Origin of the sequence: Xanthomonas cissicola (assembly GCF_008801575.1) — a bacterium.
GTDB classification, from domain to species: domain Bacteria; phylum Pseudomonadota; class Gammaproteobacteria; order Xanthomonadales; family Xanthomonadaceae; genus Xanthomonas; species Xanthomonas cissicola.
Window position 1 is genome coordinate 1 of the sequence record NZ_VZPL01000024.1, and the last position, 24,623, is coordinate 24,623.

At 67.1% G+C, this 24,623-nt stretch carries 24 protein-coding genes and 1 pseudogene; 19 read left to right on the forward strand and 6 right to left on the reverse strand.

Going from position 1 to position 24,623, the window contains the following annotated elements; translation table 11 throughout:
- A pseudogene (locus F7R02_RS11970) lies at positions 1-117 on the reverse strand (IS5/IS1182 family transposase); the annotation flags it as partial.
- A 138-nt stretch (positions 118-255) separates the two neighbouring features.
- Between F7R02_RS11970 and F7R02_RS11975 the strand changes: the two are divergent.
- From F7R02_RS11975 to F7R02_RS12030, 11 genes are all read left to right on the forward strand, one after another.
- Complete coding sequence (locus F7R02_RS11975; protein WP_003488448.1) at positions 256-888, forward strand: ParA family protein; 633 nt, start codon at positions 256-258, stop codon at positions 886-888.
- A gap of 15 nt (positions 889-903) precedes the next feature.
- Positions 904-1,380, forward strand: a complete 477-nt coding sequence (locus F7R02_RS11980; RefSeq protein ID WP_003488452.1) for a SixA phosphatase family protein — start codon at positions 904-906, stop codon at positions 1,378-1,380.
- 3 nt (positions 1,381-1,383) lie between these two features.
- The gene (locus F7R02_RS11985; RefSeq protein WP_003488454.1) at positions 1,384-1,956 is read left to right on the forward strand and encodes a YceI family protein; all 573 of its coding nucleotides are present in this window, start codon (positions 1,384-1,386) and stop codon (positions 1,954-1,956) included.
- The gene (locus F7R02_RS11990; protein WP_029827816.1) at positions 1,953-3,971 is read left to right on the forward strand and encodes a phospholipase D family protein; all 2,019 of its coding nucleotides are present in this window, start codon (positions 1,953-1,955) and stop codon (positions 3,969-3,971) included. Before F7R02_RS11985 ends, F7R02_RS11990 begins: the two co-directional genes overlap by 4 nt.
- 348 nt (positions 3,972-4,319) lie before the next feature.
- Entirely contained in the window at positions 4,320-4,748 is a 429-nt protein-coding gene (locus tag F7R02_RS12000) for a hotdog fold thioesterase (RefSeq protein WP_003488457.1), read from the forward strand.
- Between the two features lie 75 nt (positions 4,749-4,823).
- Positions 4,824-5,669, forward strand: a complete 846-nt coding sequence (locus F7R02_RS12005; protein WP_015471568.1) for a lysophospholipid acyltransferase family protein — start codon at positions 4,824-4,826, stop codon at positions 5,667-5,669.
- Between the two features lie 59 nt (positions 5,670-5,728).
- Positions 5,729-6,718, forward strand: coding sequence for a YheT family hydrolase (locus F7R02_RS12010; protein WP_005912163.1), 990 nt, complete (start codon positions 5,729-5,731; stop codon positions 6,716-6,718).
- Between the two features lie 20 nt (positions 6,719-6,738).
- Positions 6,739-7,002 (forward strand): hypothetical protein, encoded by a 264-nt coding sequence (locus F7R02_RS12015; RefSeq protein WP_033485749.1) that lies wholly within the window; start codon positions 6,739-6,741, stop codon positions 7,000-7,002.
- A gap of 126 nt (positions 7,003-7,128) precedes the next feature.
- Positions 7,129-9,201 (forward strand): tetratricopeptide repeat protein, encoded by a 2,073-nt coding sequence (locus F7R02_RS12020; protein WP_033485748.1) that lies wholly within the window; start codon positions 7,129-7,131, stop codon positions 9,199-9,201.
- Between the two features lie 190 nt (positions 9,202-9,391).
- Positions 9,392-10,003 (forward strand): YbhB/YbcL family Raf kinase inhibitor-like protein, encoded by a 612-nt coding sequence (locus F7R02_RS12025; RefSeq protein ID WP_078568451.1) that lies wholly within the window; start codon positions 9,392-9,394, stop codon positions 10,001-10,003.
- Positions 10,004-10,086: 83 nt separating this feature from the next.
- Complete coding sequence (locus tag F7R02_RS12030) at positions 10,087-11,097, forward strand: zinc-dependent alcohol dehydrogenase family protein (RefSeq protein ID WP_016848723.1); 1,011 nt, start codon at positions 10,087-10,089, stop codon at positions 11,095-11,097.
- 54 nt (positions 11,098-11,151) lie between these two features.
- On the opposite strand, the gene F7R02_RS12035 is transcribed toward F7R02_RS12030, so the two are convergent.
- Positions 11,152-11,967: an META domain-containing protein gene (locus tag F7R02_RS12035; RefSeq protein ID WP_078590774.1), complete on the reverse strand. Its 816-nt coding sequence runs from the start codon at positions 11,965-11,967 to the stop codon at positions 11,152-11,154.
- A gap of 278 nt (positions 11,968-12,245) precedes the next feature.
- Positions 12,246-13,043 (reverse strand): undecaprenyl-diphosphate phosphatase, encoded by a 798-nt coding sequence (locus F7R02_RS12040; RefSeq protein WP_003488476.1) that lies wholly within the window; start codon positions 13,041-13,043, stop codon positions 12,246-12,248.
- Between the two features lie 221 nt (positions 13,044-13,264).
- Between F7R02_RS12040 and glnA the strand changes: the two genes are divergently transcribed.
- From glnA to F7R02_RS12080, 7 genes are all read left to right on the forward strand, one after another.
- Entirely contained in the window at positions 13,265-14,674 is a 1,410-nt protein-coding gene (gene glnA / locus F7R02_RS12050; RefSeq protein WP_003488480.1) for a type I glutamate--ammonia ligase, read from the forward strand.
- 276 nt (positions 14,675-14,950) lie between these two features.
- The gene (locus F7R02_RS12055) at positions 14,951-15,289 is read left to right on the forward strand and encodes a P-II family nitrogen regulator (RefSeq protein ID WP_002808480.1); all 339 of its coding nucleotides are present in this window, start codon (positions 14,951-14,953) and stop codon (positions 15,287-15,289) included.
- 22 nt (positions 15,290-15,311) lie between these two features.
- The gene (locus tag F7R02_RS12060) at positions 15,312-16,754 is read left to right on the forward strand and encodes an ammonium transporter (protein ID WP_033482816.1); all 1,443 of its coding nucleotides are present in this window, start codon (positions 15,312-15,314) and stop codon (positions 16,752-16,754) included.
- 264 nt (positions 16,755-17,018) lie between these two features.
- Positions 17,019-18,074, forward strand: a complete 1,056-nt coding sequence (locus F7R02_RS12065) for a two-component system sensor histidine kinase NtrB (RefSeq protein WP_003488485.1) — start codon at positions 17,019-17,021, stop codon at positions 18,072-18,074.
- Complete coding sequence (ntrC, locus tag F7R02_RS12070; protein ID WP_033480317.1) at positions 18,067-19,494, forward strand: nitrogen regulation protein NR(I); 1,428 nt, start codon at positions 18,067-18,069, stop codon at positions 19,492-19,494. Before F7R02_RS12065 ends, ntrC begins: the two co-directional genes overlap by 8 nt.
- A 441-nt stretch (positions 19,495-19,935) precedes the next feature.
- Positions 19,936-20,538 carry a superoxide dismutase family protein gene (locus tag F7R02_RS12075; protein ID WP_167521019.1) on the forward strand — a complete coding sequence of 201 codons (603 nt, stop codon included), beginning with the start codon at positions 19,936-19,938 and terminating at the stop codon, positions 20,536-20,538.
- A gap of 48 nt (positions 20,539-20,586) precedes the next feature.
- Complete coding sequence (locus F7R02_RS12080) at positions 20,587-21,234, forward strand: superoxide dismutase family protein (RefSeq protein ID WP_139371085.1); 648 nt, start codon at positions 20,587-20,589, stop codon at positions 21,232-21,234.
- Between the two features lie 149 nt (positions 21,235-21,383).
- Here F7R02_RS12080 and F7R02_RS26895 read toward each other — a convergent pair whose 3' ends face one another.
- The 3 genes from F7R02_RS26895 to F7R02_RS12095 are packed head-to-tail and all read right to left on the reverse strand — an operon-like array spanning position 21,384 to position 23,084.
- On the reverse strand, positions 21,384-21,737 hold the full coding sequence (locus F7R02_RS26895; protein WP_235900892.1) for a hypothetical protein: 354 nt from the start codon (positions 21,735-21,737) through the stop codon (positions 21,384-21,386).
- 28 nt (positions 21,738-21,765) lie between these two features.
- Positions 21,766-22,203, reverse strand: coding sequence for a VOC family protein (locus F7R02_RS12090; protein ID WP_167521020.1), 438 nt, complete (start codon positions 22,201-22,203; stop codon positions 21,766-21,768).
- Complete coding sequence (locus tag F7R02_RS12095) at positions 22,200-23,084, reverse strand: hypothetical protein (protein WP_172397280.1); 885 nt, start codon at positions 23,082-23,084, stop codon at positions 22,200-22,202. The genes F7R02_RS12090 and F7R02_RS12095 overlap by 4 nt, the downstream gene beginning before the upstream one ends.
- An 88-nt stretch (positions 23,085-23,172) precedes the next feature.
- On the opposite strand from F7R02_RS12095, the gene F7R02_RS12100 reads away from it, so the two are divergent.
- A complete protein-coding gene (locus F7R02_RS12100; RefSeq protein ID WP_078591056.1) occupies positions 23,173-24,468 on the forward strand; it encodes an acetyl-CoA C-acetyltransferase in 1,296 nt (431 codons plus the stop codon).
- The last annotated feature ends 155 nt before the right edge of the window (positions 24,469-24,623 follow it).

Consider the following 24,623-nt stretch of genomic DNA (forward strand, 5'->3'; position numbering starts at 1 on the left):
GATCAGCCCGAGCAGTTGCTGCCACGGAACCACCTGCTCCATCTCGGCCAGGAAGATCTCGCGCCGGGTCTGCTTGCGCTTGCCCAGGCCCTCAGCGTCACCGAACGTCAGCTGCATAGATGATCCTATACATGATGAGGCGGGTAGTGTCGCGTATCTGTGGTGCGTTGTTCAGAGCTTCCTTAACGCGTTTCGACTACTTCCTCACCTTGCCGCGGTGTACGCTGCCGGCTTGCTCCCGGAAGCGAGGCGTGCATGAAGACAGTCCTGGTGGCCGCCTCCAAAGGCGGCGTCGGCAAGACCACGATCGCCACCAATCTGGCCGCACATGCGGCGTTGCAAGGCCAGCGCACCGTGCTGGCAGATGCCGATCCGCAAGGCTCGTCCACCCGCTGGGCAGAGCGCCGCGCCAGCCTGGAAAGTGCGGTCTTGCCGATCGATGCCACCAAGCGCCGCAGCTGGCAGAGTGCCGTGCCGGACGGCACCGATACCCTGATCGTCGATGCGCCGGCCGGCGCCATGGCCGAGGACCTGAGCGGCTTTCTCGACCACGTCGATGCCATCGTGGTGCCGGTGTTGTCCTCGGCGCTGGATATCGAAGCGGTGGTCGGATTTCTCAACACGCTGGCCAAGGTGCCGCGCGTGCATCAGCGCAAACTGCCGGTGGGCCTGGTGCTCAATCGTGCCCGCCCCTGGACCCAGACGTCGCAACAGGCCGCCGACATGATCGGCAGCTGGCCGTATCCGCTGGTGACCCAACTGCGCGACACCCAGGCCTATGTGGTGATGGCCGGGCTGGGACGCAGCTTGTTCGACTACCGCTCGGCGCAGGTGCGCGACCATCAACAGGACTGGGAGCCGCTGTTCAAGTGGCTCAGGAAGTCCTAGAACCGGAAAGTTCCTATGCGCGAATTGATCTTGTTGCGACACGCCCACGCCGAACCGGCCGATACCGGCCAGGCCGATTTCGATCGCCCGCTGTCGCCGCATGGCATTGCCGAGGCCGAAGCGGCCGGGCGTTGGTTACGCGAGCAGCGGCTGGTGCCCGACCGGGTGCTGTGCTCACCGGCCCGCCGCGCCCGCGAAACCCTGGAGGCGGTGCTCGAGCTCACCGGCTACATCGAACAACGGCTGGACGAACGCATCTATGAGGCCACGCCCGGCACCCTGGCCAGCCTGGTGGACGAACATCGCGAGGCCGAGCGCCTGCTGCTGGTGGGCCACAACCCTGGCCTGGAACGGCTGGCCGCGCTGATGCACAGCGGCCAGACCGGCGATTACCGCGGCATGCCCACCGCCTCGATCGCGTTGCTGGCATTGCCGCTGGACGCCACCATCGAGCCGGGCATCGCCCGCCTGACCGCCTTCTGGTGGCCTTGATCCGTGTCATCGTCGCTGCGCTGGTACGCCTGGCTCGCGCTCTGGGTCGTGTTCCCCTGCATGGCGCAGCAGAAGGTGCAGTCCATCGACCCGGCGCAATCGCGCTTCGGGTTCGAGATCAAGACGCGCTTCGGGACGAAGATCGAGGGGTTTTTCCCGCGTTTTCGCGGTGACGTAGTGACGTTGGCCGATGGGCGTCAGCAGGTGCGTTTCCGGCTGGACGCCACTCAGGTGGAGATCCCCGGCAAGGACCGGTATACCAGCTGGATGCGCGGCGAAGATTTTTTCGACGTTGCGCAGTACCCGGTCGTCGAATTCGAGTCGCTGCCGTATGTCGACGAAGTGGTGAAGCAGGGGGGGGACATCGTCGGCAACCTGACCATCCGCGGAATCACGCATCTGGAAACGCTGCATGTGGTGCCGGCCGAATGCACGCGGCCGGGCTATGATTGCGACGTGATCAGTCGAGGGACGGTCCTGCGTGGACGTTACGGAATGAATGCGTGGCAGATGGCCCTGGGCGACAGGGTGACGTTCATTCTGCGTGGGCGCTTGCAGGAGGCGCGGCGCCCGTGACGTATCTGTTGAGGGTTTGCGTGCTGGCAACGTTGTTGCTCGGCACCGGATGCGCCAGCCTGTCACAAACCGAACGCAACCGTGCCGCCGGTGTCGCCGCTGCGGCACGCAGCACGGTGGTCAATTGCACCCAGGCCAATCGCTGTGCGCAACCCTCGCCATTGCGCGCGCTGGGCGGCGAAGCGATCACCGCCTCCACACCAGTAGCGCCGCGGCATTACGCCACCATCGTCGACCATGGCGAAGAATCGCTGGTGGCCCGGCTCAACCTGATCCGAAGCGCCACCCGCAGCATCGATCTGCAGACCTACATTTTCGATAAGGACGACAGCGCGCGCATGGTGCTGGACGCACTGGTGGACGCCGCCCAGCGCGGGGTCAAGGTGCGCATCCTGATCGATCAGTTGTCGGCGATCGCCGATCTGCAGATTCTCGGTGCGCTCGCCAGCAGCCATGAAAACCTGCAGCTGCGCATCTACAACCCCACCTTCGGCAAGGTCAAGCTCAATTACTTCGATTATGCCGGCAGCGTGCTGTGTTGCTTCCGCCGCTTCAACCAGCGCATGCACAACAAGCTGCTGGTGGTGGACGACGTGCTGGGCGTGGTCGGTGGACGCAATTACCAGGACGACTATTACGACTGGGACAGCGAGTACAACTTCCGCGACCGCGACGTGATTCTGGCCGGGCCGGAAGTGCGCGCCATGGCCGCCAATTTCGATGCGTTCTGGCGTGCCCGGCGCAGCGTACCGGCCGAGCGTCTGAACGATGTCGGGCGCCTGCTGCTGGAGCAGGGCGTGCCGACGATGCCGCCGGCCGAGTTCCGCCGGCCCGACCGGGTGGCGCGAGTGGACCGCGAAGCGCGCGACCCGCAATTCGTGCGCGACGCCTTCGTGACCCCGGCCATGCCGGTGAAGCGTGTGCTGTACGTGGCCGATCTGCCGCAAAAACACCGCCGGGAACATGCGGCCAAGGCAGTGTCCACGGCGCCGGAACTGGATGGCCTGATTGCCGGCGCGCAGCAGGAAGTGCTGCTGCAGACCCCCTACCTTGTGTTGTCCGACCAGGCGCAGGCGATCTTCCGCACGTTGCGCAAACACCCGCAGCCGCCGCGCATCGTGGTGTCGACCAATAGCCTGGCCGCCACCGACAACCCCATCGTGTATGCGCTGTCGTACAAGTTCAAACGCCGCAACATGCGCGAGCTGGGCTTCAATGTGTACGAGTTCAAGCCGTTTCCGCTCGATGCCCCGGTGGATTACGCCAACCTGGTGACGGACCCGCTCAACCCCGCCTCCGACGTCAATCAGGACAGCCGCAACAATCGCCTGATCGGCGGCAGCGCAGCGGGCAATGCGATGCGCGGCAGCAGCGGCCCGGAGGGCAACGCCAGCGCGAGCGCCGGCAGCGTGCTGCGCGGCAGTGGTGGCGGCCGTGCGCCGGGCGGGAGCGAAGTCGATCGGCGCGTGTTGCGGACCGAAACGCGGCCCTCGTTCCTGGGCACGCGCGCGGTCAACAAGCCGCTGCCGGTGACCCGCGCCGGTGCGCGCATGGGCTTGCATGCCAAGTCGTTGGTGGTGGATCGCCGCATCGGCGTGATCGGGACGCACAACTTCGACCCGCGCAGCGAAAACTACAATACCGAAGCGGCCGTGGTGATCGACGATGCGCGCTTTGCGCAGGCGTTGGCTGCCAGCATCGAACGCGACATCGCTCCGGAAAATGCGTGGACGGTGGCGCCGCGCGAAAAGCCGCCGGTGCTGAGCGGGTTGAACTACAGTGTGGGCAAGGTCTCCGAAGCCTTGCCGGTGCTGGACTTCTGGCCATGGCGCTACGCCACCAACTACCAGTTCCAGCCCGGCCCGGATTGTCCGTTTCCGCTCAAGCGCCAGGACCCGCAGTTCCGCCAGTGCTATGTGGCGGTGGGCGATTTCCCGGAGGTCAATGTCGGCCCGAAGTGGCTGCTGGTGCGCATGCTGACCGCTTTCGGCGCCGGGCTGGTACCGATTCTCTGATCGGCTGGCGTGCCACGCAGGTCGCAGCAGCGGATGCCTGACCGTGCAGCACGTTGTGGTTGGATGGACGCAGTTTGGCTGCGGATCGGCTCCTGGACGCCGGAAATCGTCGAAGCGGCTGCAGTTGCCACGGGCCAGGGTCGCGCAACGCAGCGGCGCCGCCAACGAATGCTGTCAGGCGCGGTACCACTGCCCAGTTGCATCGCACCCCAGGCGGCAGGATGCTCTTGCGCTTCCCGCTTCCCGCTTCCCGCTTCCCGCTTCCCGCTTCCCCATTCCCCATTCCCCATTCCCCATTCCCCATTCCCCATTCCCCATTCCCCATTCCCCATTCCCCATTCCCAGCCCATGACCTTCCGCGAACCCGTCGATCTAGCCGCCCTCAATGCCGCCAGCCGCGATACCTTGATCGAGCATCTGGGCATCGTCTTCACCGAGGCCGGTGACGATTGGCTGCGCGCCACCATGCCGGTGGATGCGCGTACCAGGCAGCCCTATGGCCTGCTGCACGGTGGCGCCTCGGTGGTGCTGGCCGAAACGGTGGGCAGCAGCGCCGGCAACCTGTGCGTGGATATGACGACCCAGATCTGCGTGGGGCTGGAGATCAATGCCAATCACCTGCGCGCTGCCACCCAGGGGCTGGTGACCGGCACTGCGCGGGCGGTACATGTGGGGCGTAGCACGCATGTCTGGGACATCACCATCGAAAACCCGGCCGGCAAACGCGTCTGTGTGTCGCGATTGACCCTGGCGGTGGTTCCACGCAGCAATGGCTGAGCTCGCCCGGCAGCGGCATGCACGGAACAGCGTCATCCGCTGCCGGCACTGCGCGGCGGCCACGCTGCTGTCACAATGGTTGCGCCTCCTTCCCCCGTTACCGGTTCCGTTCGTCGAATGAGCGAGTCATCCCTGGACGCCACGCGCGACGCTGGCGGCGCGTTGCGTTGGTTCCGGTATCTCTACCGGGTGCCACTGTTGTTGCTGCATCTGTGTCTCGGCCTGCCGGTCACCATGCTGTGCGTGGTGGTACCGGCGCTGGCGCGGATCCGCATCGGGCACGACGACACTCTGGAGGAGCGGATGATCCGCTGGTGGCAGGGCACCTTGATGCGCGTGTTCGGCTTCCGCCTGCGTCGCTTCGGGACGCCGCTACCGGGCGCGACCCTGTTCGTGGCCAACCACGTCAGCTGGGTGGATATCTCCATCCTGCACAGCCAGCGGGTGATGGGGTTCGTGGCCAAGCGCGAAATTGCCGGCTGGCCGCTGGTGGGCTGGCTGGCGACCAAGGGCCAGACCATCTTCCACCAGCGCGGCAATACCGAATCGCTGGGCGGGGTGCTGCAGGAAATGCTGCTGCGCCTGCAAAGCGGCAAGCCGGTGGGGGTCTTCCCGGAAGGACGTACCCGTGGGGGTACCGAAGTGGGCCCGTTCCATGCGCGCATCTTCCAGGCAGCGGTGGAAGCCGGCGTGCCGGTACAGCCGGTGGCGCTGCGGTACGGGTTGCGCGGCAACGCGCAGGCGGTGGTGGCCTTCGGTGAGCGCGAGAGTTTCTTCGCCAATATCGTGCGCCTGCTGGGCGAGCCGTCGCGGCTGGCCGAAGTGCATTTTCTCGAGCCGATTCGCGCGCTGGATATCGAAGGCCGTCGTCGCATGGCCGAGACCTCGCGCCAACGGATCGTCGCAGCGATGGAGTCCTAGCCGACGATGCGCACGCGCCTCTCCCCTGCGGTCAGCCGCAACGCCGGTGCGATACGCGCATGAACGCCTCCGACTACTTGCCGCCGCGCTGGCTGCGCAATCCGCACGTGCAATCGGTGCTGGGCAGCAGCGCCCTGCGGCGCATCCGCAGCCGCCAGTTGCTGGCCGCCAGCGGCGCTGTCACCAGCGAACATATCCTCGATGGCGGTGACGGTGTGCGCCTGCAGGGCTGGATGAGCGTCCCGCCCGGCGATGCGCCGCCACGCGGCACCGTGCTGTTGCTGCATGGCTGGGAGGGCAGCGCCGATTCCAATTACATGCGCCTGACCGCCGCGCGCCTGCTCGGTCTGGGCTACCAGGTGTTCCGGCTGAACTTCCGCGACCACGGCGGTACTCACCATCTCAATGTGGACCTGTTCCACTCCGACCGCATCGAAGAAGTGGTCAATGCCGCAGGCGATCTTTGGCGGCGTTTTCCTGCGCCGCAATTGCTGGCTGCAGGGTATTCGCTGGGCGGCAATTTCGCGCTGCGGCTGGCGCTGCGTGCGCCCGCCGCCGGCCTGCCGCTGGCGCGCGTGGCGGCGGTGTGCCCGTTGCTGGACCCGGCCGCCACCATGACCCAGCTGGAAAAGGGCCCGCAGTTCTACGATTGGTACTTCCGCCGTAAATGGCGCGAATCGCTGCTGCGCAAGCGCAAGCTGTTCCCCGAGCAGCACGGGTACGACGACGCCACCCTGGCGCTGGACATGCGCGGGCTGATGGCCTGGCTGGCGGTGAAACACACCGGGCATGGCTCGCTGGAAGCGTACTTCGACAGCTATTCGATTGCCGGCCAACGCCTGGCCAACCTGCAGGTGCCGGTCGACATCCTGATGGCCGAAGACGACCCGGTGATTCCGTTCGAAGATTTCGCTGCCTGGCAGTTGCCGGCGCATGCGCAGCTGGAAATCGCGCGCTGGGGCGGGCATTGCGGCTTTCTGGAAAACGCCCGCGGCGACGGCTTTGCCGAACGTTGGGTGGCCGAGCGGCTGGCGTCAGCGCGCCAATGATGTCGAGACGACATCCGTCCATGGATGCAATGGTCGCCGTCTTGGCAGTGGTTGTCGGTTGCGCGATGGTCTACTTCAGCGCGATCAGCCTCTACACCTATCTGCAGACCGGGGAGATCCTGTTCCGCTCACGCGCAGGGTCGGTTTCCGTGGGCGCCCATGCTGCGCTCTGGCATCTGGGCCAGGTGGTGTTTGGGGCGTTCTGCGTGGCCTATGGCGCCAGCGTGCTGCGTCGGAAGTTGGCATGCGTTTCAACCTCTGGCCGGGGCGAACGAGCGATGTGAGTTCGCACCGCCGATAACGCCCACCTTGCACGCCGGCGCCGCGCCAGACGGCAGCGTCCGTTGCACATGCAAGCCGCCGCAGCGCGCATCGTTACAATAGCGGTTTGTCCGGGACCCGCCGCCGCCATGCAAGACGCCATTCTTCAAGCCCTGCGCCGCAATGCGGCCGACGATGCGGTGGCGCTGGCCCGCGAGTGGGTCACCAACGCGCCAGACCACGCCGCCGCCCACCGCTGGCTGGCGCTTGCGCTGCAGCAGCAAGGGCAGCCGGCGCTGGCGCTGGACAGCATCGACACCGCGCTGACGCTGACGCCCGAAGACGCCGACCTGCACCTGCTGCGCGCCGGCGCGTTGCTGGCCACGCGCGATCTGTCTGCCGCCGATGCCGCGCTGTCGCGCACCACTGCGCTGGATCCCAACCAGTTCAATGCCTACGTGATGCAGGCGCATCTGGCGGTGGCGCGCGGCGATCTGGACGAGGCCGACCGGCTCAGCCGCACCGCCGCGCGGCTGGCGCCGGAACATCCGCAATTGCTGGCGGTCGATGGCGTGGTCGAGATGCGCCGCGGCCAGGACGACCGCGCGCTGTCGCTGCTGACCCGCGCTGCCGAGCAGTTGCCCGACGATGCCCGCGTGCTGTTTTCGCTGGGCTTTGCGTATCTGCAGAAAGAGCATTTCGCGTTCGCCGAGCGTGCCTTCGAGCGCGTGATCGAGCTCAATCCGCCCGGCACCGCGCTGCGCGCCTTCATTGCCCAGCTGGCCCAGCGCCAGGGCCGCCTGGACGACGCGCTGGCGGCGATGCAGGGCGTGCTCGACCAGCCCGACGGCGATCTGCCGGCCATGCGCCGGCTTGCCGGCGAGATGGAACTGCAGGCCGGTCGCCCCGATCAGGCCGCCGCGCACCTGCGCCTGGCACTGGCGCACTGGCCGGCCGACCGCCGCACGCTGCACGCGCTGCTCACCGCCTGGGAGCGGCTGGGCGCGGTGGACGATGCGCGCGACACCCTGGATGCGGCGCTGGCCACCTCGGCCACTGCGCACGACCTGTGGCTGGCGCGCCTGGCAGTAGAGCCGGTCGGTGGGCCGCAGGCGCAGGCAGTGATCGAGCGCTGGCTGCTGGCCATGCCCGAACACCTGCCGGCCCTGGAAGCGCTGATGCGCGTGCACGACATGCAGGGCCAGGCCGACGAGGCGGAAATGGTGGCGCGCCAGATCGTGGCGGTGGAGCCGGGCCGCATCAGCGGCGAGCAGCGCATTGTCGAAGCCTTGCTGCAACGCGATCCACCGGCGGCGATCGCCTGCGTCGAATCGTTGATCGAATCGCTGCCTGCACCGCAGCAGACCGTGCTGCGGCCATGGTTGGGCAATGTGCAGGACCGCGCCGGCCAGCCCGATGCCGCCGTGGGTACCTGGATGCAGTTCCACCGCGAACAGGCCCAGCATCGGTTGCCGTTGCCGCCGCAGGCAGCCAGGCAGCCGACGCAGTGGCCTGCGCTGGGCAGCATTCCCGACACCGTCACCGCACGCCCGCTGTTCGTGTGGGGCACGCCCGGCTCGCATGTCGAACGCCTGGTCGCGGTGATGGGGGCGGCCACCCCGCTGGTCCGCGGCGACCGCTATGGCACCACGCCGCCATCGGATGCGCTGCAGAGCTACCGCACCCTCGAACAGCTGGCCTCCGGCGAACTGGCACCGACGGCGCTGGTGGAAGGCTGGAAGGCGCAACTGCCGCGCCGCGGCATCGACGATGGCAATGTCATCGACTGGTTGCTGTGGTGGGACAACACCTTGTTGACCGCGCTGCGCCCGCACCTGCCCGAGGGCAGGCTGGCGATTGCGCTGCGTGACCCGCGCGACATGTTGCTGGACTGGCTCTCGGCCGGTGCGTCGGCGCCGCTGGCACTGCAATCGCCGCAACAGGCCACCGACTGGTTGCTGATCGCGCTGGAACAGCTGGCCACGCTGCACGAGCGCGACCTGTACCCCCACCGCATCATCCGGCTGGACGGGATCGAAGACGACCCGCAGGGAATTTCGACGGCCCTGGAACAGGCGTTCGGGCTGAGCTTCCCGCTGGTCGAACCGCGTGGCCCGGCGCGGTTGGCCTCCGGCCGCTGGCGCGATTACCGCGGCGTGCTCGGCGCCCAGTTCGATCTGCTCACCCTGATCGCGGTGCGCTTCGGTTACCCCCAGGACTGAGGCGCCATCAACGCGGTCGCGCCCACGGCAGGTGGGCGTGGCCGCATTCGCGTCGTTGCATCGTGTGCAGGCGCGGTACGTACGCGGCGGTAAACCCGGCCGAGCGCATCAGAAGGTTCCATGGCGGCGTCTTCCGCTGTGGCGCAGACCCAGGCACCCTGACCCGTATCGCTTCCCTCGGAGACCCGCCATGCGTCTGACCAGCAACAGCATCGAAAACGGCAAGCCCATCGCGGTGGAGTTTGCCGCCGGCACGCCGGAGGGCTTTGCGCCCAACCGCAATCCGCACCTGGCCTGGAGCGAGACGCCGGCCGGTACGCAGTCGTTTGCGCTGCTGTGCCTGGACCCGGACGTGCCGACCGTGCCCGACACCGTCGGCCGCGACGACTTGCAGATTCCCGTCGAGCAGCCACGCACCGATTTCGTGCATTGGGTCATGGCCGATATCCCCGCCGATGTGCATGAGATTGCGGCGGGAAGCTGCAGCGACGGCTTCGTGGTCAAGGGCAAGCAGCAGCCAGCCGGCCCGGCCGGTGCCCGGCAGGGCCTGAATTCCTACACCCAGTGGTTCGCCGGCAATGCCGACATGGCCGGCGACTACCGCGGCTACGACGGCCCGTACCCGCCGTTCAACGACCTGCGCGTGCACCGGTATTTCTTCCGCGTGTTCGCGCTGGACGTGGCCAAACTTGGCCTGCCCAGCAGCTTCACCGCCGCCGACGTGCTGTCGGCGATGCAGGGTCATGTGCTGGCCGAAGCGGCGTTGTACGGCACCTACACGCTGAACCCATCGCTGCGCTGAGTGATCGCGCCGATGGCGGCGGTCGCTCCATCCCCCACGACGCCAGCCACGTTCGGCCGGCGCCGCAGCACAGGCAATCCCCCTTGAAAGCATTCCAGATTGGCAATCAAACCGGCCTTGAGAGCCTGGTTGCGGTCGAGATGCCCGAACCAGTTGCAGGAGCCGGTGAGGTCATCGTCGCTCCGCGACTGGTCGGGCTGATCAACCGCGACCTGCAGATCCTGAAAGGCACCTACGGCGGCAAGCTTGCGCCTACGCGCGTTCCGGTTGCCGAGGGTGTGGGCATCGTGACCTGCGTCGGAGCCGGCGTCAGCCAGGTCGCGCCAGGCGACCGTGTCGTCAGTGGGCACTTTCCCACCTGGCTGGATGGCAGGTTCCGCGCCGAGATGTTCGCCCACGACCTGGGCGTGACCCATGACGGCTGGCTGGCCGAAAAGGTGTCGCTGCCCGCCAGCGCCTTGATCAAGGTGCCTGCGTCGCTGGAGGACGCGGATGTCGCTGCGCTGGCATCGGCCGCGGTGACTGCCTGGCACGCCCTGGTGGAAGTGGCCAGGATCAAGGCCGGCGACCTGGTGCTGTGTCTGGGAACCGGTGGCGTCTCGATGGCCGCGCTCCAGCTGGCCAAGCTCCACGGCGCCCGCGTGGCCATCACCTCGTCCAGCGACGACAAGCTCGAGCTCGCACGCCGCCTGGGCGCCGACATCACCGTCAACTACCGCACCCACCCCGACTGGGCCGAGGCGGTGATGCAGCTGTCCGGCGGCGGCGCGGACGTCGTCATCGAGACCGGCGGGCAGGACACCTTGGGCCAGTCGATCAAGGCGGCGGCCGCGAACGCGACCATCGTGGTGGTCGGCGTCACCCCGGGCGCGGCGTCGCCAATTCCCGATTACGTGGCGTTGATCCGCAAGAACGTGACCATCCGCGGGATCGCCAACGGAAGCCGGGCGATGTTCGTGGACCTGCTGCGGGCGATCGAGCAGCACCGCATCAAGACCCTGCACAGCAAGACGTTCCGGTTCGACGAGGCGCCCCAGGCCTTGGACTATTTCGCCAGGGCGCAACACGTGGGCAAGGTCCTCATCCGGTTGTGATGCGGGCGGCGGCGGCGCGTGCGAGGCCGTTGCCGGCCCAATGCTGCGGCCGCGCTAGCTGCCGGCCTCGATCATCTGGTCGAGCACGTACACCGGTTTGGCGCCAGGCTCGCTGCCGGCCGGGTAGCGGGTCACGCGCAGCACGGTGCGTATGCCGTCTTCATGGACGAAACCCTCGATCGCGCCCTCGTAGGGCTGCCATGATGTAGCGGCCTGTACGGTGGCAGGTGCGTCCGGGGCGTGCTCGCGCACTTGCAGGCAGCGGCGCGCAGGGTCGGAAACGCAGGGCACGGTATCTGCGGCTACTTCGATCAACAGCGTCTGCCCCGGCCCGCCATACCGGGTGTCCGCAGTGGGCGTGCCGCCGAAGATCAGCACAGTGCCGTCGCTGCGGGTCAGGGTCAGGCGGGGCGCAGCTGCTGCGTTGTCCATGATCACTGCGAAGCGCCCGGACAACAGGTCGCTGGCCGCGCGCTCCTGCGCCATCCGGCGTGCATCGGCGCACATTCGCTTGCTCGAGACCACCCGGCCAATCTGCACGTGCGCCTCGGCCACGCTGTAGTTGGCGCCCAGCGCGTTGCAGGTCTGGCTGACCTGGATGCGCTGATCGCCGAAATCCAGTTGCACTGGCGGCACGCCGTCGACGAACAGGCTGCGCAAGGCCGTGCCATGCGCATCGCTGGCCCGCTGCAGGTGCCAGTGCTGCGCGCGCAAGGCGGCGCGCAACGGGACATTGTCCGTGTCAGGGGGGACGGCGACCGGCGCCCGCGCAGCAACGTGGCTGGAGCCGGGCGGGTCCGGCGATGCACCCGACCCGCAGGCCGTCACGCCTGCCGCCAGCAATGCTGGGGCCAAGAACACGGCACGCATGCGCAGCTCCCGGTGATCGATGCGCCAGTGATACCGCCAGCGTGCGCCCGGGGCAATGACCGGCGTCACGACGTGGACGCCCCAAAGCCGCCAATCAAGCGAGTGCATCCAATATCAGGCGGGGCGGCCGCTGCCCGGAATCGGCTGGCAGCGCTCGTACGCGGCAGTGCCGAACGCGCCACCCACAACTTCTTGGGGACGGCGCTTTACGTTGTTGGCCGCCCCTGGCCTGCACATCGCACCCGTCTCGGAGTGCAGGCAGGCGGTGCCGTGGCGTGTCAGCCCGCAGCCGCCGGCAGCCACAGCAGCAGGGCGGCGCCCAGCAGCATGCGGTACACCGCAAACACCGTGAAACGGTGCTTCTTGATATAGCCCAGCAGCCACTTCACCACCACAAAGCCGGTGATGGTCGCTGCCACGAAGGCCACAGCCACGTCGGCCCAGTTTTCGGTGCCGAAACCGCCTTCCTTGTACATCTCCAGCAGCGCGTAACCGCTGGCCGCGAACATGGTCGGAATGCCCACCATGAACACGAAGTCCGCCGCTGCCGAGCGCTTGCTCAGGCCCAGCAGCATCGCGATGAAGATCGTCGAGGCCGAGCGTGACGTACCGGGAAAAACACCGGCCACGACCTGCGCCAGGCCCACTGCAATGGCCACCTTCCAGGTCACCACATCGCGCTCGGGCAGCTTGCCGGCGAAGTGTTCGGCCACCAGCATCCACACCCCGCCGATCAGCAACGCCCAGGCGACCGGTTGCAGCGTTTCGGGCAATTGCCAGCCGGCCTTGCGCACGATCAGCCCGACCACCGCGGTGACCAGGAAGGCCACGCCTACCTTGAGCACGTAGTCGCGGTTGGCGCGCTCGCCCAGGCCGGTGGCCAGGCTCCACAAGCGCTGCCGCAGCGCCAGGCAGATGGCCAGGATCGCGCCGGCCTGGATGACGATATTGAAGAAGTCAGAACGGCGTCCGAGCCATTGTTCGGCGATCAGCAGGTGGCCGGTGCTGGAGATCGGCAGAAATTCGGTGAGGCCTTCGAGAATGCCCAACAACAGGGCGGAAATCAGATCGGACATCGGACTGGGCAGGGGTGAGGGAGGCGCCAGGATAGTGCATTGCGACATGCACCACATCGGTGCGGCGTGTGTCCATTTTTGCACCTGAATAGTGCAATACGGATTTTACGGTCGCGAGCGATGTAAGCAAAATCAAGGGCTTGTGAAGTGCCAGGGCTTGGCACGGTCCCTGCTGTAGTCCCGCCCACGAGCCACTTAACTCCTGCCTGAGGTTTCTTCCGATGTCCGTGGAAAATGTTGAAAAGCTGATCAAGGACAACAAGGTCGAGTTCGTCGACCTGCGCTTCGTCGATATGCGTGGTGTACAGCAGCACATCACCTTTCCGGTCAATATCATCGAGCCGGCGCTGTTTGAAGAAGGCAAGATGTTCGACGGCAGTTCGATCGCGGGCTGGAAGGGCATCAACGAGTCGGACATGGTGTTGCTGCCGGACGCCGGTACCGCGTATCTGGATCCGTTCTTCGCCGATCCGACCATCGTGCTGACCTGCGACATCCTCGACCCGGCCACCATGCAGAGCTATGAGCGCGATCCGCGCGGCATCGCCAAGCGCGCCGAGGCCTATCTGAAATCCTCCGGCACCGCCGACCAGGCGTTCTTCGGCCCGGAGCCGGAATTCTTCATCTTCGATTCGGTGCGCTTTGCCAACGACATGGGCCACACCTTCTTCCAGGTGGGTTCGGAAGAAGCGGCCTGGAACACCGGCGAAAAGTACGACGGCGGCAACAGCGGTTACCGCCCGGGCGTGAAGGGCGGCTACTTCCCGGTTCCGCCGACCGACAGCCTGCACGACCTGCGCGCGGAAATGATCAAGACGCTGGAACAGGTCGGCATCGAAACCGAAGTGCACCACCACGAAGTGGCCACCGCCGGCCAGTGCGAGATCGGCACCAAGTTCAGCTCGCTGGTGCAGAAGGCCGACGAACTGCTGACGATGAAGTACATCATCAAGAACGTCGCCTACCGCAACGGCAAGACCGCCACCTTCATGCCCAAGCCCATCGTGGGCGACAACGGCTCGGGCATGCACGTGCACCAGTCGCTGGCCAAGGGCGGCGTCAACCTGTTCACCGGCGACGGCTACGGCGGCCTGTCGCAGCTGGCGCTGTGGTACATCGGCGGCATCTTCAAGCATGCCCGAGCGATCAACGCCTTCGCCAACTCCGGCACCAACAGCTACAAGCGTCTGGTCCCGGGCTTCGAGGCGCCGGTGATGCTGGCCTATTCGGCGCGTAACCGTTCGGCGTCGTGCCGCATTCCCTGGGTCACCAATCCGAAGGCGCGCCGCATCGAAATGCGCTTCCCCGATCCGTTGCAGTCCGGCTACCTGACCTTCACCGCGCTGATGATGGCCGGCCTGGACGGCATCAAGAACCAGATCGATCCGGGCGCACCGAGCGACAAGGACCTGTACGACCTGCCGCCGGAAGAAGAGAAGCTGATCCCGCAGGTTTGCTCCAGCCTGGACCAGGCGCTGGAAGCGCTGGACAAGGACCGCGAGTTCCTTAAGGCCGGCGGCGTGATGAGCGACGACTTCATCGACGGCTATATCGCGCTGAAGATGCAGGAAGTCACCAAGTTCCGTGCTGCGACCCACCCGTTGGAGTACCAGCTGTACTACGGCAACTGAGTTCCACCGCGGTGATGGCGGAGGCCCCCCTCCCACTTCCGTCATCGCCGCACACTTGTTCGAGCGATCCGTGGCCCCGGCCGTGGATCGCAGGGGTATTGAGAGAGCACATCGTTCGCGGCGCGCGGGCCTGACCTCTCCCACGAGGCGGATGCATGACATCTGCTGGGGTCCGCGCAATCGCGAACGATCGGATGCCGGGGTAGGCATCCAGGTGACTGACACCGCCGGGCGGCGCAATGCCGGCCGATTCTTTCCACCATTCGGGGTATGCGCATGAAATTGATCACCGCCATCATCCGGCCGTTCAAGCTCGACGAGGTCCGCGAGGCCTTGTCTGCAGCAGGCGTGTCGGGCATCACCGTGACCGAGGTCAAGGGCTTCGGGCGCCAGAAAGGCCACACCGAGCTGTACCGCGGCGCTGAGTACGTCGTCGACTTCCTGCCCAAGATCAAGATCGAAACGGTGGTCACCGACGACCGCCTGGACGCGGTGGTCGAAGCGATCCAGAACGCCGCCGGCACCGGCAAGATCGGCGACGGCAAGATCTTCGTGACCGCGATCGAGCAGGTGGTGCGCATCCGCACCGGCGAGATCGGCGCCGATGCGCTCTGACCCCACCAGCCCCGGAGTTCGTATGAAGACAGCTCTTTTTGCCGGGTGGAAAGCCCGGTTCTACAGCGTGTGCATGCTGATGCTGTTCAGCGCGCTGATGGTGGGCGGCATGGGCAGTGCGCATGCGCAGTCCACGCCGCAGGTCACCCCGCTGCCGACCGAGCCGGTCACCACCGAACCGCTGCCGTCGGCGCAGCCGGCCGCCCCGCCGGCCGCCGCCGCCGAAGCCGCACCGGTCGTGGAGAAGGGCGATGTCGCCTGGATGCTGACCTCCACCTTGCTGGTGTTGCTGATGGTGGTGCCGGGCCTTGCGCTGTTCTACGGCGGCATGGTGCGCGCCAAGAACGTGTTGTCGGTGCTGATCCAGGTGGCGGTGGTGTTCTCGCTGCTGACCGTGCTGTGGGTGTTCTACGGCTACAGCCTGGCGTTCTCCGGCGAAGGCGCGTGGATCGGCAATCTGGACAAGGCGTTGCTCAAGGGCGTCACCATCGAAACCCTGGCGGCGACCTTCACCAAGGGCGTGAGCCTGCCGGAATACGTGTTCGTGGCGTTCCAGGCGACCTTCGCCGGCATCACCGGCGCGCTGATCGTCGGCGCCTTTGCCGAACGCGCCAAGTTCGCGGCGGTGCTGCTGTTCTCGGCGATCTGGTTCACCTTCGGCTACCTGCCGCTGGCGCACATGGTCTGGGCCACCGGTGGGTATCTGTTCGGGTTGGGCGCGTTGGATTTCGCCGGCGGCACCGTGGTGCATATCAACGCCGGTGTTGCCGGCCTGGTCGGCGCCTACTTCGTCGGCAAGCGTGCCGGACTAGGACGTGAGGCAATCAAGCCGCACAACGTGACCCTGACCTTCGTCGGTGCCTCGCTACTGTGGGTGGGCTGGTTCGGCTTCAACGCCGGTTCCAATCTGGAAGCCAATGCCGGTGCGGCGCTGGCCTTCCTCAACACCTTGCTGGCCACCGCCGCCGCCATCCTGGGCTGGTCGCTGACCGAGAAGATCATCAAGGGCAAGTCGTCCGCCCTGGGCGTGGCCTCGGGCATGGTCGCCGGCCTGGTCGGCATCACCCCGGCCTGCGGCACGGTGGGCCCGTTCGGCGCGATCGTCATTGGTCTTGCCGCCGGTGTGCTGTGCGTGTGGGGCGTCACCGGTCTGAAGCGCCTGCTCGGTGCCGACGACAGCCTGGACGTGTTCGGCGTGCATGGCCTGGGCGGCATCATCGGCGCCATCCTGACCGGTGTGTTCTCGGCGGCCTCGCTGGGCGGCCAGAAGGGCGGCGATTACGACATCGTCCACCAAGTCGGCATCCAGGCGCTGGGCGTCGGGATCACGGTCGGCTGGATCGGCGTGGTGTCGGTGGTGGGGTTCGTGGTTGCCAAGCTGGTGTTCGGCCTGCGCGTGAGCGAAGAAGCCGAGCGCGAGGGCCTGGACATCACCTCGCACGGCGAAGCCGCGTACGAGTCGTGAGCATGCACACCCGCGGCCGCGCTGCCGCGGGTGGCGCAACGACCCGGCCGGGACCGCCCAGCCGGGTCCGTTTTCCCCCGTCGCCCGTTGGGCGCGGAACCACTGCCGAGGTGCCTGCATGACCAGCCCCACGCCCGTGACTGCCGGCGCGGATGCACGCTGGAGCGGTGGGCCCCGCCGCCGTCTGGCCAGCATTGTTTCAACGCACGCTTCGCTTTGCGCGCCATCCGCGCATTTCCATTCTGTTTGCACTAAATTGGTGCAATGGTGACGTCCTCCTCCATGCCATCGCTGGACAGCCTGGGCACACCGGTCGCCTGGGCCGACCGCGAGGGCCGCGTGCTGGGCGTCAACCCGGCGTTTGCCCGCTGGCTCGGGGTCAGTGCACGGCGGTTGGTCGAACAGCCCCTGGCCGCGCTGGAAGTGCAGGGCGATGCGCTGGCGCGCTTCCTGCTCAACGACGAGCGCGACATATTGCGTCTGCACCGGCTGGCGCTGGGCCTGCCCAACGACGCGCCGCGCTTTGCCGAAGGCTGGCTGTCGCGGCTGGACGATGGCGGCTGGCTGCTGGAAACCCACCCGGTCGACGAATTCCCCGCGCTCGATCCCACCCACGCCCTGCCCAACGCCTTGAGCGCTGCGCTCAAAGGGTTGGCGCACGAACTGCGCAATCCGCTGGCCGGGCTGAAGGGCGCCGCGCAGCTGCTGGCACGCCGCGCGGCCGGGCGCGACGAAGACGAACGCGAGCTGATCGAGCTGATCGGCACCGAGATCGAGCGCCTCAATACCTTGCTCGAACGGCTGCTGTCGCCCACCCCGGCGCGCCCGCACGACCGCCTCAACATCCATGTGGTGCTCGAACGGGTGTTGCGCCTGGCCGAAGCCGAGGGCGGCTGGTCGGTGCAGGTGCAGCGCGACTACGACCCCAGCATTCCCGACATTCTGGGCGATGGCGACCGCCTGACCCAGGCGGTCTGGAACCTGGTGCGTAACGCCTTCCAGGCCGGCGCCACGCGCGTGACGCTGCGCACCCGCGTCGAGCATGGCCAGCGCATCCGCGACCGCGTGCATGCGATGTCGCTGCGGCTGGAAATCATCGACGACGGCGGCGGCGTGCCGGAAGAACTGGCCGAGCACCTGTTTCTGCCACTGGTCAGCGGCCGCGCCGAAGGCAGCGGGCTGGGCCTGGCGCTAGCCCAGCAGGTCTCGCGCGAACACCACGGCACGCTGACCTATCGCTCGCGTCCGGGCCATACCGTTTTCACCCTGCTGCTGCCCGAGCTGGCCGGCGATCACGACAAGGAGCATCTGCATGGCTGAGACCGCCGCCGTATCCCACATCTGGGTGGTCGACGACGACCGGTCGGTCCGTTTCGTGCTGTCCACCGCCTTGCGCGATGCCGGCTACGCTGTGGACGGCTTCGACAGCGCCGCTGCCGCGCTGCAGGCGCTCGGCATGCGGCCCACGCCGGATTTGCTGTTCACCGACGTGCGCATGCCCGGCGAAGACGGCCTGACCCTGCTCGACAAACTCAAATCCAAACACCCGCAATTGCCGGTGATCGTGATGTCGGCCTATACCGACGTTGCCAGCACCGCCGGTGCCTTCCGCGGCGGCGCGCACGAGTTCCTGTCCAAGCCGTTCGACCTGGACGACGCGGTGGCACTGGCTGCGCGCGCGCTGCCGGACGCCGATGCCGGCGTCGAAGAAATCGTCGTCACGCGGCTGGCCGAGGGCTCGGCCTCGTTGATCGGCGACACGCCCGCGATGCAGGCCTTGTTCCGCGCGATCGGACGCCTGGCGCAGGCGCCGCTGTCGGTGCTGATCAATGGCGAAACCGGTACCGGCAAGGAGTTGGTCGCGCGCGCGTTGCACAACGAATCCCCGCGCGCGCGCAAACCCTTCGTCGCGCTCAACACCGCCGCCATCCCGGCCGAATTACTGGAAAGCGAGTTGTTCGGCCACGAAACCGGCGCGTTCACCGGGGCGACCAAACGGCATATCGGCCGCTTCGAACAGGCCGATGGCGGCACGCTGTTTCTGGACGAAATCGGCGACATGCCGTTGCCGCTGCAGACCCGCCTGCTGCGCGTGTTGGCAGAGAACGAATTCTTCCGCGTTGGTGGGCGCGAATTGATCCGCGTCGATGTGCGCGTGATCGCCGCCACCCACCAGGACCTGGAGGCGCTGGTCGAACAAGGCCGCTTCCGCGCCGATCTGCTGCACCGCCTGGATGTGGTGCGCCTGCAATTGCCGCCGCTGCGCGAACGGCGCGGCGACATCGCGCAACTGGCCGAAAATTTCCTGGCCATGGCCGGGCGCAAACTCGACATGCTGCCCAAGCGGCTGTCGTCGGCCGCGCTGGAAGACCTGCGCCAGTACGACTGGCCCGGCAACGTGCGCGAACTGGAAAACGTGTGCTGGCGCCTGGCGGCGCTGGCGACCTCGGACATCATCGACGTGGTCGACGTGGACGCCGCACTGGCGCGCGGCGGCCGTCGTCACCGCAGCGGTCGCAGCGATGGGCAGTGGGACGACATGCTTTCCAGCTGGGCCGCGCAACGCCTGAGCGAAGGTGCCCAGGGCCTGCACGCCGAAGCGCGCGAGCGCCTGGACAGGACCTTGCTCGAAGCGGCCTTGCAACTCACCCAGGGCCGCCGCGCCGAAGCTGCCGCCCGCCTGGGCCTGGGCCGCAACACGGTCACCCGCAAACTCGGCCCGGGGCGCAAACGTCGCTGATTTGGGTCTAACGCCCCTCTCCCATGAGAGAGGGGTGAGGGTGCCTGTGCCGATGCAGGCGCGACTGCATGCGCACCGATCCAACGTGGCCTTGATCGAGCCGAGGCTGCCCGACATTGCCCGCGGCAAGCGTCGATGCGTGGCACGCCGCCGCATCCGGTGTCTGTCGATAACGCCACCCCAGCCCTGCCGTGCCGACGCCGTCGTCCAGGCAGTTCGCACCGTGCCTGGCGCCGCGCACACCATCTGGCAATCCGACCCAGCACACCAACCCAGCACACCAACCCAGCACACCAACCCAGCACACCAACCCAGCACACCAACCCAGCACACCAACCCAGCACACCAACCCCGTAAACTCCTGCGCTGCCAGCGGGTGCATTTCATGACACGTGAACATGCGCCCGCATAGGTTTCCAGCCTGATCAGGAGAACTGCTCGATGCGTTACCGGTCGCCCACGATCGTTGCCCTCACCGCGCTGGCGCTGGCCGCCTGCAGCAGCACGCCGCCGCCGCCCAAGGCGCCTCCGCCGCCAGCGGCGCGGGTGGTGCCTGCGCGCCCGGTGCAGCAAGCCGAGGCTGCGCTGGCATCTGCCTCGGGCAGCCTGGTCAGCGGTCGGGTGGTGCTGGTGCCGGCGCTGCAGGGTATCCGCCTCACTGGCACCATCGGCGGCTTGCGGCCGGGCGGTGTGTCCGGATTCCATGTGCACGAACGCGGCGATTGCAGCGCGGCCGATGCCAGCAGCGCCGGCGCGCATTTCAACCCGGGTGGTGCGCCGCACGGGCGTGCCGGCGGCGGCGCGCATCATCTGGGCGATATGGACAATCTGCGTGCAGACGCCGAAGGCGTGGTGCATCTGGACATGATCCTGTCCGGCATCAGTCTGGGCGACAGTGCTCCGACGGATGTGATCGGCAAATCGCTGATCGTGCATGCCGACCCCGACGACTATCGCAGCCAGCCCAGCGGCAATGCCGGTGCGCGCCTGGCCTGCGGCGTCATTCGCGTCACTCAATGGGGCACGCCCCCTTCGCAGCCCTGAGTCGGGGCATCAACGGCTGCAGTTGCGGCCTTTCTTCAGGAGTTCTCCATGCGTATTGTTCCGACCACCTTGTTTCTGGCCACCGCCCTGGTGCTGACCGCGTGCAAGCGCGACGAACCGGCGCCGGCCGAGCCGGCACCTGCACCGCAGGCCAGCACGCCGGCCGAAGCGGCGCATGGTGGCGAACACGCCGCTTCCATGGTCACCGAAGCGGCAGCCACCACCACCGCAACCGCCGAGCTAAAGCCGACCAAGGGTAATGACGTCAAAGGCACGGTGACGTTCAAGACCGTGGACGGTGCGCTGCGTGTCACCGGCCAGCTCAGCGGCCTCAAGCCCAATACCGAGCACGGCTTCCACATCCACGAAAAGGGCGATTGCAGCGCACCGGACGGCAGCAGCGCCGGCGGTCACTTCAACCCGTCCCAGTCCGATCACGGCAACATCAGCGCCGACCCGCATCACGGTGGCGACATGCCCAACATCACCGCCGACGCGCAGGGTAACGCCAGCATCGACGGCCCGGTCTCCAGCAACGTCAACCTCGGCAAGGCCGACAAGTTCGATATCGCCGGCCACGCGGTGATCGTGCATGCCGACGCAGACGACTACAAAACCCAGCCCACCGGCAACGCGGGCGGCCGCCTGGCCTGCGGTGTGATCACCACCGACAACGCGCAGGCGCCGGCCAAGTAAGTGCTCTGCGACCGTTGTCGATGCACGGCAACGGTTGAATAACGACGAACGCTGTGGTCGATGTCGGCCGACGTGCCGATGGATGTGCAGGCAGCGCGGGAGCGCACACACCAACGCCGTGGCGATATCGTCGCGGCGGTGGCGTTTGATTAGGCGCGTGGTGCAGCGTCGAAGCTTCGGTCCGACCGCGCTATGGCGCGCGTGCGGATGCATGCGCCTGGATGCGGCGGCTTGCCGATGCAGTAAGCGCAACCCGTGCGCATCCAGCGCAGCGATTGTTGAACGATCGCCGCGAACGCCGCCTTCCACTGCCCCTGGCGATCACCCGGCACTCGCTCGCGGGCGGTCATTGTGCTTCCCCAGACGCAGTTATCTGTTGTCCAAGGCCGGTCGGGCCAGAGCCAGGCGAACAAGCGGACGGTTCGCCTGGAGGCAGTGCATGGCTTCAAGGAGATCGAACCGGTGGCTTCCAGCCGGCCAATCGCGCGTTGTTGATCGATCACTGCATGCGGCTCACCCGGCAGCGATCACTCAATAATTCGCCCACAAGCCCGGTGTTGCCAATTCCAGCAGATGCGCATCGGGATCGCGGAAGTAAATGCTTTGCCCGCCGCCCGGCCATTGCGTGCGGCCTTCGATGGCGACCCCGCAGGCATGCAGGTGATTTTCCCAGCTGGGCAGGGCATCGTTTGCGATGGCCAGTGCGAAATGCTGGCGCCCGTTGCCGTCATGCGGCGGAATCGTGCCGCCCGGCAGCGTAACCGTCGCCGAGGTGCTGCCTTGCAGGAACAGCAGCAGGACCTGCGCAGGCGCGATGGCGTAGGCGGCCATGCGCGTATCGCGATGCATCGGTTGCAGCCCCAGCACGCGGGCGTAGAAGGCGCATGCCCGATCCAGGTCCGCAACATACACGCCGGTTTCCAGCACGCCCTGCAGCGCTGGGGGCAAGGCCGCCGGCGTCTGGCTCACGCCGCCAGCGCCTGCCGCGGATCCTGGCCCGGCTCAATATGCACGTACAGCACCGGCAGCCCATGCGCTTCCAGCACGGCGGCCATCTGCCGCTGGCGTGCCAGATAGTGCTCGTACACCCCGCGCAGGCGTTCGCAGTCTTCGCGGTCGTGCGCGTAGTAATCGCACCAGCCTGCCGGGTCGAACAAGGCGATGCGCACTTCGCCGTCGATGTAGCGCAACACCGGTTCGGGGGGCTGCTCCAGCCACTCTTCGGTATACGGTGCCAGCAGTGCGGCTTCGATGAGGGGCCACAGCGGCGCCAGGCCCTGATTGTCATACTGCATCGACATCATCGCCGCCAGATCGTTGGCGGTGAGATATCGCGCATGCTCGATGCGGGCGCCGAAGCTTTCCTGCGCCAGCAAGGCGGTGTCGGCCTGCGCCATGCCCTGAGCAAGCAAGATTTCTTCCATTGCATCGGCCACGGTGGCAACCGTCTGCGGGTCGCCGGACAGCAGGAACGGCAGCACGCGCAACCCACCGCCGACCAGTTGCGCATCGGCCTGGAACGGCAGCGGAATCTCGCCTTGCGCGTCGGCACCGAAGGCCAGCACCCGCGGGCCCTGGTCGCGCCCGGGTGCACGCGCCTGCAGCTCTTCCAGGCGCCGATGCAGCGGCCAGCCGGGCCGCAACACTTCCGACGGATCGAAATGCGCCAATGCCACGCTCAGTTCCAGATCGCGGACTTCCGGGATCCACTGCGCCAGGTCGCGGCCGATGCGTTCGGCCAGCATGCCGGCCTGCGCCGGCGCCAAGGCCCCGCGCTCGGGGGCGCTTCCGCCGGTCAATTCCAGCGCCAGCACACCCATGGCGGTTACGCCGTGTTCGGTCTTGCTCATGATTCGCGGTTGGCCCATCACGGGGTCGAAGCTACACTGCGGCCATTATGCCTGCCGGCCCTGTGCAGGCCATGTCCCCGAGTCCCCCATGCCAGGTCAACCGATGCCCGCAGCCCGTCCCGTCGCCATTCTGGGCGGCGTTCGTATCCCGTTCTGTCGTCAGAACACCGCGTACGCGGACGTGGGCAACCTGGGCATGTCGGTGCGCACGCTGGGCGCGTTGGTCGAGCGCTTCGGGTTGCATGGGCAGCAATTGGGCGAAGTGGCGATGGGCGCGGTGATCAAGCACTCCGCGGACTGGAACCTGGCGCGCGAGGCGGCGCTGTCGTCGGGTCTGTCGCCGCTGACGCCGGCCATCACCCTGCAGCGCGCCTGCGGCACCAGCCTGGATTCGGTCATCACCATCGCCAACAAGATCGCGCTGGGGCAGATCGACTCGGGCATCGGCGGCGGCTCCGACACCACCTCCGAAGTGCCGATCGTGTACGGCAAGAAGTTGCGCGCACGGCTGCTGGCCGCCAACCGCGCCAAGGCCACCGGCGACAAGCTCAGGGCGCTGCTGCGCGGCTTCAAGCTGGCCGAGCTCAAGCCCGAATTCCCCGGCGTGGCCGAGCCGCGCACCGGCAAGAGCATGGGCGACCATTGCGAGGACATGGCCAATGAATGGAACATCTCGCGCGATTCGCAGGACGAATGGGCGGTGGCCTCGCACCACAAGCTGGCCGCTGCCTATGAGCGCGGTTTCTTCGACGCGCTGATCGCGCCGTTCCGCGGCGTCTCGCGCGACAACATCCTGCGCGCCGACACCTCGCTGGAAAAACTCGCGACCTTGCGCCCGGCCTTCGACAAGACCTCCGGCCGTGGCACGTTGACCGCGGCCAATTCCACCCCGCTCACCGATGGCGCCGCCGCGGTGCTGCTCTCCAGCGAAGCCTGGGCGTTGGCGCATGGCCACACGCCGATGGCCTACCTGCGCGATGCACAGGTGGCGGCAGTCGACTTCGTGCATGGCGAAGGCCTGCTGATGGCGCCCACCATTGCGGTGCCGCAGATGCTGGCGCGCCAGGGCCTGACCCTGCAGGACTTCGATATCTACGAAATCCACGAGGCCTTCGCCGCGCAGGTGCTGTGCACGCTGCGCGCGTGGGAGAGCGAGGACTACTGCCGCAACCGGCTGGGCCTGGACGCGCCGCTGGGTCGCATCGACCCGGACAAGATCAATCCGCTGGGCTCGTCGCTGGCCACCGGCCATCCATTCGCCGCCACTGGCGCACGCGTGGTGGCCACCGCTGCCAAGCAGTTGGAAGAGCGTGGCGGCGGCCGCGCGTTGATTTCGATCTGCACCGCCGGCGGCATGGGCGTGGTGGCCATCGTCGAGCGCTGATGCCGCTGCGCGGTATGGGATTGGGCATGGGTGATCCGGGATTCGCAGGCGCAGTCGCCGCCTTTGTGAATCCTCTCCTTCATTCCATCGCTGCGCGTGGCAACAACGCAACGTCAACTTCTTCGATGGAGTAGATGCCCACTTGGCGAGCATTC

Coding starts and splice junctions, on each gene's coding strand:
- F7R02_RS12055 (WP_002808480.1), top strand. CDS start 14,951: ATGAAATTGATCACCGCCATCATCCGGCCGTTCAAGCTCGACGAGGTC.
- F7R02_RS12080 (WP_139371085.1), top strand. CDS start 20,587: ATGCGTATTGTTCCGACCACCTTGTTTCTGGCCACCGCCCTGGTGCTG.
- glnA (WP_003488480.1), top strand. CDS start 13,265: ATGTCCGTGGAAAATGTTGAAAAGCTGATCAAGGACAACAAGGTCGAG.
- F7R02_RS12020 (WP_033485748.1), top strand. CDS start 7,129: ATGCAAGACGCCATTCTTCAAGCCCTGCGCCGCAATGCGGCCGACGAT.
- F7R02_RS12035 (WP_078590774.1), bottom strand. CDS start 11,967: ATGCGTGCCGTGTTCTTGGCCCCAGCATTGCTGGCGGCAGGCGTGACG.
- F7R02_RS12065 (WP_003488485.1), top strand. CDS start 17,019: ATGGTGACGTCCTCCTCCATGCCATCGCTGGACAGCCTGGGCACACCG.
- F7R02_RS12095 (WP_172397280.1), bottom strand. CDS start 23,084: ATGAGCAAGACCGAACACGGCGTAACCGCCATGGGTGTGCTGGCGCTG.
- F7R02_RS11980 (WP_003488452.1), top strand. CDS start 904: ATGCGCGAATTGATCTTGTTGCGACACGCCCACGCCGAACCGGCCGAT.
- F7R02_RS12010 (WP_005912163.1), top strand. CDS start 5,729: ATGAACGCCTCCGACTACTTGCCGCCGCGCTGGCTGCGCAATCCGCAC.
- F7R02_RS12040 (WP_003488476.1), bottom strand. CDS start 13,043: ATGTCCGATCTGATTTCCGCCCTGTTGTTGGGCATTCTCGAAGGCCTC.
- ntrC (WP_033480317.1), top strand. CDS start 18,067: ATGGCTGAGACCGCCGCCGTATCCCACATCTGGGTGGTCGACGACGAC.
- F7R02_RS12000 (WP_003488457.1), top strand. CDS start 4,320: ATGACCTTCCGCGAACCCGTCGATCTAGCCGCCCTCAATGCCGCCAGC.
- F7R02_RS12025 (WP_078568451.1), top strand. CDS start 9,392: ATGCGTCTGACCAGCAACAGCATCGAAAACGGCAAGCCCATCGCGGTG.
- F7R02_RS12005 (WP_015471568.1), top strand. CDS start 4,824: ATGGTTGCGCCTCCTTCCCCCGTTACCGGTTCCGTTCGTCGAATGAGC.
- F7R02_RS12100 (WP_078591056.1), top strand. CDS start 23,173: ATGCCAGGTCAACCGATGCCCGCAGCCCGTCCCGTCGCCATTCTGGGC.
- F7R02_RS11975 (WP_003488448.1), top strand. CDS start 256: ATGAAGACAGTCCTGGTGGCCGCCTCCAAAGGCGGCGTCGGCAAGACC.
- F7R02_RS12060 (WP_033482816.1), top strand. CDS start 15,312: ATGAAGACAGCTCTTTTTGCCGGGTGGAAAGCCCGGTTCTACAGCGTG.
- F7R02_RS12075 (WP_167521019.1), top strand. CDS start 19,936: ATGCGTTACCGGTCGCCCACGATCGTTGCCCTCACCGCGCTGGCGCTG.
- F7R02_RS12015 (WP_033485749.1), top strand. CDS start 6,739: ATGGATGCAATGGTCGCCGTCTTGGCAGTGGTTGTCGGTTGCGCGATG.